Origin of the sequence: Ferruginibacter sp. (assembly GCF_031430955.1) — a bacterium.
In the GTDB taxonomy this organism is placed as follows: Bacteria; Bacteroidota; Bacteroidia; order Chitinophagales; family Chitinophagaceae; genus Ferruginibacter.
The window spans coordinates 1-1571 of sequence record NZ_JANPCM010000015.1 but is presented as its reverse complement, the minus strand read 5'-3'; the positions used below and the strand labels follow the sequence as shown (position 1 = coordinate 1571).

The 1571-nt window shown below is 33.0% G+C and carries 4 protein-coding genes; 2 read left to right on the top strand and 2 right to left on the bottom strand.

The features are described 5' to 3' along the window. The first annotated feature begins 100 nt into the window (after positions 1–100). Both ACY65O_RS00420 and ACY65O_RS00415 read left to right on the top strand, forming a co-directional pair. Positions 101–478 (top strand): DoxX family protein, encoded by a 378-nt coding sequence (locus tag ACY65O_RS00420; protein ID WP_462218871.1) that lies wholly within the window; start codon positions 101–103, stop codon positions 476–478. 313 nt (positions 479–791) lie between these two features. Continuing rightward, complete coding sequence (locus tag ACY65O_RS00415; RefSeq protein WP_462218870.1) at positions 792–1079, top strand: hypothetical protein; 288 nt, start codon at positions 792–794, stop codon at positions 1077–1079. 26 nt (positions 1080–1105) lie between these two features. Here ACY65O_RS00415 and ACY65O_RS00410 read toward each other — a convergent pair whose 3' ends face one another. Both ACY65O_RS00410 and ACY65O_RS00405 read right to left on the bottom strand, forming a co-directional pair. Next, the gene (locus ACY65O_RS00410; RefSeq protein ID WP_462218869.1) at positions 1106–1270 is read right to left on the bottom strand and encodes a pyrophosphohydrolase domain-containing protein; all 165 of its coding nucleotides are present in this window, start codon (positions 1268–1270) and stop codon (positions 1106–1108) included. 32 nt (positions 1271–1302) lie between these two features. Further along, positions 1303–1571: phosphoribosyl-AMP cyclohydrolase (locus ACY65O_RS00405; RefSeq protein WP_462218868.1), on the bottom strand; the 269-nt coding region annotated here is incomplete at its 5' end.

Sequence of the window (1571 nt, the reverse complement as noted above, 5' to 3'; positions counted from 1 at the left end):
ATGCATGTGTTGTGAATTAATTTAATTTTCATGTCAAAATAAATTCGACAAAAAACGAGAACAATCAAACGAAAAAAATGTACATTTAAAATAAAAAATTATGAAAAATAAAATCCTATTTGTTGTAAGCCTCCTTTTTGGATTAATGTTTATTAATTCGGGATTAAATAAAATTTTTAATTATATGCCCATGCCGAAAGATATGCCCGAAAGCCTGATGAATTTAATGCAGGCGTTTATGCAAATAACCTGGCTGATGCCCCTTATTGCGGTTGCCGAAATTATTGGTGGCATACTTGTTATTACCAATAAGTACAGGGCATTGGGAGCTATAATTATTTTTCCGGTAATGGTGGGTATTCTTTTAACGCATATTATAAATGCGCCATCGGGCCTTGTAATAGCGTTGGTACTTTTCGCAATCAATCTTTGGATAATAATAGAAAACAGGGCCAAATATTTACCAATGATTAAATAAATTTTTCTGTAAATTTTATTAATAGCTTTTGTCACAGCGGGGCTTTTACACTATTTAATTTTTAATGTAAAACCTGTAACTGTGAAACCCTGCTGTTGTGATATCTTTAAATTATAACTGCCATCCTCATTATTCCAATCTGCATTTATTTTTGGGCTAATGCTGTTAAACCACACTTTAAAATGAATAACATTTGTAAGCAGGGTATTGTTCAATTAAAATCATTTCTCCCAATAAATTCATTAACAAAGATTTCTTTTTAAAAAATAAACTTTATGTACCTCATTTTGTTATTATGTAAACATCCATTTATATGACAAACGAAATTAAAAACAACTATCTCTACCACAAACCACTAACTGCCGAAGCTATTAACAGCTTACAGCAAAAAGGCTACAAGTATTTACAGGTGCAGGGTTTTACCATGGACCATCATGCCGAGTATGTGGAACCGCACTATTTAATGCTGGTACCAAAAAAAGAATTACCGCTGGATATTTACGAACCTATTAACAGCGAAATGGTAAATGAATGGATAAAAAATAACAGCAGTAACGACAGGCTGGAAGTTTTTTTGGCAGACAGCAGGCATACCCACTAATAAGTGTTTTATAAAAGACGATACCGTTATGGGATTTGTGTACTACTGTGTCTTTTCTTCAATACTTCAATAACATCATTCATCAAAAAAACCTTTGCCTGCAGTAAAATTAAATAATGAAATAAAAGATCAGCAGCTTCATCTTTAAATAATTCAGCGTTATCATCTTTTGCCTCAATCACCAGTTCCACCGCTTGCTCCCCAACTTTTTGTGCAATCTTATTTATGCCTTTTGCAAATTGGTGTAAGATGTATCAGCAGGATTATTTTTTCTGTAAATAATAATTTGTTCCAGCTCCTGTAAAAAAATATTATTTGTGTTTTTTTCATTCCAGCAGGTATCGGCACCGGTGTGGCAGATGGGACCTTGTGGTGTTGCTTTAATTAATAAAGTATCATTATTGCAATCTGCTTTAATATCTTTCAATAATGAATAATTTCCGCTCTCCTCATAGCCATTGTTGGTATGCAGCGTTTGCAATGTACCAGGCA

What these genes read in the sequence shown, in the direction of transcription:
- ACY65O_RS00420 (WP_462218871.1), top strand. Translation starts at nt 101, where the DNA reads ATGAAAAATAAAATCCTATTTGTTGTAAGCCTCCTTTTTGGATTAATG.
- ACY65O_RS00415 (WP_462218870.1), top strand. Translation starts at nt 792, where the DNA reads ATGACAAACGAAATTAAAAACAACTATCTCTACCACAAACCACTAACT.